This is a genomic window from Pseudactinotalea sp. (genome assembly GCF_048594945.1).
Lineage (GTDB): Bacteria > Actinomycetota > Actinomycetes > Actinomycetales > Beutenbergiaceae > Pseudactinotalea.
In genome coordinates this window covers 1-4,738 of the sequence record NZ_JBMDXJ010000006.1, presented here as the reverse complement: position 1 = coordinate 4,738, position 4,738 = coordinate 1, and the positions used below count along the sequence as shown (strand labels likewise).

The window sequence follows — 4,738 nt, the reverse complement described above, 5'->3', positions numbered from 1 at the left end:
GGCCAGTCAGCGCCGGTCGCCGCCGACCGCCGACCGGAACGCCCGCAGGCGCAGGCTGTTGCCGACGACGAACACGCTCGAGAACGCCATCGCCGCGCCCGCGAGCATCGGGTTGAGCATGCCGAGTGCGGCGAGCGGGATCGCGGCGACGTTGTAGGCGAACGCCCAGAAGAGGTTGGTCTTGATCGTACTGAGCGTGCGGCGGGAGAGCCGGATCGCGTCGACGGCGCCGCGCAGGTCGCCGCGCACGAGCGTGATGTCGGAGGCCTCGATGGCGACGTCGGTGCCGGTTCCCATCGCGAGGCCGAGGTCGGCCTGCGCGAGGGCGGGGGCGTCGTTGACGCCGTCGCCGACCATCGCGATGACCTTGCCTTCGCGCTGGAGGCGAGCGACGACGTCGACCTTGTCCTTCGGCAGCACCTCGGCGATCACCTCGTCGATGCCGACCTCGGCGGCGATCTGCCGGGCGACGGCCTCGTTGTCACCGGTGAGCAGGATCGGGGTCAGGCCGAGGCCGCGGAGCTGGGCGATGGCCTCGGCGCTGGTGGGCTTGACGGCATCGGCGACCACGAGGATGCCGCGTGCCTGCCCATCCCAGCCGACGGCCACCACGGTCTTGCCTTCACGCTCCGCGCGCGCCTTCGCGTCCGCGAGGTCGGGGGAGAGGTCGTCGTCGAGGAGGGATGCGCGGCCCACGAGCACCGCCTTGCCGTCCACGACTCCTCGCACGCCCTGGCCCTCGATGTTGGTGAAGGATTCGACGGCGGGGAGGGTGCCGACCTCTGCCGTGGCGCCCTTGGCGATGGCCTGGGCGATCGGGTGCTCAGACGCGTCCTCGAGTGCGCCGGCGATGCGCAGCAGGTCGGTGCGCTCGGTCCCCGGCTCGGCGATCGCGTCGACGAGGGTCATGCGGCCGGTGGTGACGGTGCCGGTCTTGTCCAGCACCACGGTGTCCACCTTGCGGGTGGACTCCAGCATCTCGGGGCCCTTGATGAGGATGCCCATCTGGGCGCCGCGGCCGGTGCCCACGAGCAGCGCGGTGGGCGTGGCCAGGCCGAGGGCGCACGGGCAGGCGATCACGAGCACCGCCACCGCGGCGGTGAAGGCGGCAGCGGCCGGGAATCCCGCGCCCAGCCAGGCGCCGAGGGTGGCCACGGCGATGACGATGACGATGGGCACGAAGATGCCGGAGATCCGGTCGGCGAGGCGCTGTACCTCCGCCTTGCCCGTCTGGGCGTCCTCGACCAGCTTCGCCATCTGCGCGAGCTGGGTGTCGGAGCCGATCCGGGTGGCCCGGACCACGAGGCGCCCGCCGGCGTTGACGGTCGCGCCGGTGACCGGGTCGCCCTCGCCCACCTCGACCGGCACCGACTCGCCGGTGAGCATCGAGGCGTCGACGGCGGAGGTCCCGGTGGTCACCACGCCGTCGGTCGCGATCTTCTCGCCCGGGCGGACGAGGAACTCGTCGCCGACCTGCAGGTCCTCGACGGCGATCTTGACCTCGGTGCCACCGCGCAGCACCGAGACCTCCTTCGCGCCGAGCTCGAGCAGGGCGCGCAGGGCGGCGCCCGCCTGTCGCTTTGAGCGCTTCTCGAAGTAGCGGCCGGCGAGGATGAACATCGTGACCCCGGCCCCGACCTCGAGGTAGATGTTGGCGGCGCCGTCGGACCGGGCGATCGTGAGCTCGAACGGGTGCGTCATGCCGGGCATGCCGGCGGTGCCGAGGAACAGCGCGTAGAGGGACCACAGCAGGGCCGCCGAGGTGCCCATCGAGATGAGCGTGTCCATGGTGGCGGAGCCGTGCCGCAGGTTCATCCAGGCCGCGCGGTGGAACGGCCACGCGCCCCACACGATCACCGGCGCGGCGAGCGCGAGCGAGGCCCACTGCCAGTAGGTGAACTGCAGCGCCGGGATCATCGCCATCGCGATCACCGGGATCGTGAGGACGATCGCGCCGATCAGGCGGTGCTTGAGGGTGGTCAGCTCAGGATCGTCATCGGTGGCCTCCGACGGCGGTGCTTCCTTGGGCTTGGGGAGCTCGGCCGTGTAGCCGGTCTTCTCCACCTCGGCGACGAGCAGCGCGGGGTCGTAGCCCGCCGGCACCGTGACCGTGGCCTTCTCGGTGGCGTAGTTGACGGTGGCCGAGATGCCCTCGAGCTTGTTGAGCTTGCGCTCGATGCGGTTGGCGCACGAGGCGCAGGTCATGCCGCCGATCTGCAGCTCGACCGGCAGGCCTGTGGGAGGCGCTGGTGTGGTCATGGTCCCTCCCTGGTCAGTGGTCGTCGGTGGCGGTGGAGCCGTCGCCGTGTGCGGCGTCGAGCACGAACTCGGCGGTGTGGACCTCGCCGTCGACCTGGAAGTCGAGGTACAGCAGGTACCGGCCCGCGGTCGGGGCGTGCGCCGCGAACGCGATCTCCGGTCCCGCGAGGTCGCCGGGTGCGGGCTCGGTGCCCTCAGCGTGCACGTGCAGGTACGCGAGGTCACCCTCGCGCAACGCCACCAGGTGACCGAACGCCCCGAGGTACGGCTCGAGGGTGGTGACCGCTCCGCCGTCGTCCTCGATCGAGATCGTGAGCTCGCTCGAGGAGCCGGCCACGAGACCGCCGTCGATCGAGACGGTGAAGCCATCGACCTCGTCGGTGCGCTGCACAGTGTGCTCGACCGGCGTGACGGTCCCGGCGACGTCGATCGTGCGGGTGAGCGTGAGGGCGCTCTCGCCTTCGGCTGCGGGCGTGAAGTCGGTGTAGACGCGGTAGGTGCCGGCCTCGTCCCAGGTCCAGGGGATCGACCAGGTGCCGGTGGCGAGATCGAGCTCGGGGTGGACGTGGCGGAACTCGGTGCCGTCGCTGCGCACGACGATGAGGTGCAGGTCCTTCTCGTGCGCGGTCGTGTACTCGGTGACCGGGTCGCCGCCCTCGGTGGTGATCTGGAAGCTCAGCTCACCCTCGGCGCCGGGCGTGGTGGGCGCCTCGACGGGGGAGAGCACGAAGCCCTCGGCGCTGATCGAGGTGCCGTTGACCGTGTGCGAGGCGGTCTGCTGGTCGTCCTCGCCGTGGTCGTCGCCGCCGTGCGTGGTCTCCTCCGGCTGGGCGGCGAGGTCGTCAGGGGCGATCGCCGCGGCGGCGGCGAAGGCACCGCCGAACGCCACGGCGAGCCCCGCCGCGTAGAGAGCAAGCCTGCCGCCGGCGTTCATCAGACGCGCACGGCCGAGTAACCGGCCTCCTCGACGGCGGCCAGCACGGCGTCGTCGATCTCGCCCGCAGCGGTGACCACGAGGGTGCCGGTCGCGTGGCTCACCTGGATGTCCTGCACGCCGGCGATCTCGCCGACCTCCTCGCGCACCGACATCTCGCAGTGCCCGCAGGTCATGCCCGTCACCTGATACTCGTTCGCTGCCATCTCACACCCTCCTCGATCTATACCCCTATGGGGTATCCGTTCGCGGCAACCGTATACCCCTCCCTGGTATTCCGCAACGGGTTGGAATGGGCGGTGACTCCGCGCGTGCCCGACAGCCCCACGCCGGCCTCTGGGGTGTGAACCCGTCAATGGCGCCTGAACAGTGCCACACTCGAGCGGGAGCGACTTTCGCAGCCCTGCCCTTGGAAGGAATGACGTGTCCGAACGTGCGTGTCCGGAGCCGCGACGAGCGCATCGTGGAGCAGAGACAGCCGCGGAGGATGCCTCCGGTGCGACCCGCCGTGCGGCGCTGCCGCCGGCGAGCCCGATTCCGCTCGCGGGTCTGGCCGTGAGCGCAGCAGCCAGCACACCGGCGGAGGCGGCGCCGCAGCCAGCAGTCATCCGCCGGCGAGTGATGTACCTCCGCACTCAGGATCGCCAGAACCACCCGAAGGGCACGATCAGCGGCATCGGACCGCCGAAGGGCTCCAAGAAGCGGAAACGGTCCAGCTCAAGTCTGAGGACGAAGCAGGGCCAGCACACCACGGCGTACGTGGTGTTCGAGCACGAGATCTGGAGCGCAGTCCTCGACCGGACCCCTCGTCAGGCTGCCGCTGAGCTGGCTGACCTCGCCGATCGGTGGCTCGCGCTTCCGAGGCTCGGGTCGACGCACGCTGATGTCACGCGGATTCGGGATGCGCTCGAGGAACGGAAGGAGCGGCTCCTTGAGCTGCACCGCGCTCCTGGGGACACCACGGCTGAGGAGATCGCCGCCGAGCTCGACCCGCTCACCGAAGAGTTGCTCGCGCTTCGGAACCAGGTCCCCGGCACCGCGCTCAATACGAAGAACACCGGCGGCCACGGCGAGGCATCCATGGCTGGCGCGCTACAGGCGATGGAGAAGCTGCTCCGGGCCGACGGCGATGACGCCCTCGATGGCGAGCCGCCCGAGCGCGTGGCCGAGCTGATGTGGGGGCTTCTGGACTACAACCCTCCACCGACGGCAGACACGAACGAGGTGGGCCGGTTCGTCGAGACCCATGTGCGATCGCTCATGTCTGCCTATCCGCAGCTCTGGGCCTGGCTCAGCGATGCGACACGGTCGCAGGGGCACCTGCTGCCGTGGTTGCGCAGCGCGAAGCAGCAGGGCGGCTACACCGGAGCCCTCTGGAGGACCTCAGACCAGGATCTGCAGACGGTCGAGACCGACCTCTACGCACACATGGGCTGGTGATCGGCAGCGCAGCGTGAGAGCCGGTGGCGCACCAGACCGGCTGGATGACCTCCATCCAGAAGGCGGCGAGGATCGGTCGATCTGCACCGATCGTGGCCCGCATCT

Annotated in this window: 4 protein-coding genes; 1 reads left to right on the top strand and 3 read right to left on the bottom strand. The window is 70.5% G+C overall.

Annotation, left to right across the window (positions count from 1 at the left end; all coding sequences use genetic code 11):
- Positions 1–6: 6 nt before the first annotated feature.
- From ACOJSN_RS00165 to ACOJSN_RS00155, 3 genes are read right to left on the bottom strand one after another with little or no spacing between them, the layout of a single operon-like run.
- Positions 7–2,259: a heavy metal translocating P-type ATPase gene (locus tag ACOJSN_RS00165; protein WP_420110487.1), complete on the bottom strand. Its 2,253-nt coding sequence runs from the start codon at positions 2,257–2,259 to the stop codon at positions 7–9.
- 13 nt (positions 2,260–2,272) lie between these two features.
- Positions 2,273–3,193, bottom strand: coding sequence for a hypothetical protein (locus ACOJSN_RS00160; RefSeq protein ID WP_420110486.1), 921 nt, complete (start codon positions 3,191–3,193; stop codon positions 2,273–2,275).
- Positions 3,193–3,399 (bottom strand): heavy-metal-associated domain-containing protein, encoded by a 207-nt coding sequence (locus ACOJSN_RS00155; RefSeq protein WP_420110485.1) that lies wholly within the window; start codon positions 3,397–3,399, stop codon positions 3,193–3,195. The genes ACOJSN_RS00160 and ACOJSN_RS00155 overlap by 1 nt, the downstream gene beginning before the upstream one ends.
- Before the next feature lie 349 nt (positions 3,400–3,748).
- Between ACOJSN_RS00155 and ACOJSN_RS00150 the strand changes: the two genes are divergently transcribed.
- The gene (locus ACOJSN_RS00150) at positions 3,749–4,633 is read left to right on the top strand and encodes a hypothetical protein (protein ID WP_420110484.1); all 885 of its coding nucleotides are present in this window, start codon (positions 3,749–3,751) and stop codon (positions 4,631–4,633) included.
- Positions 4,634–4,738 lie beyond the last annotated feature (105 nt).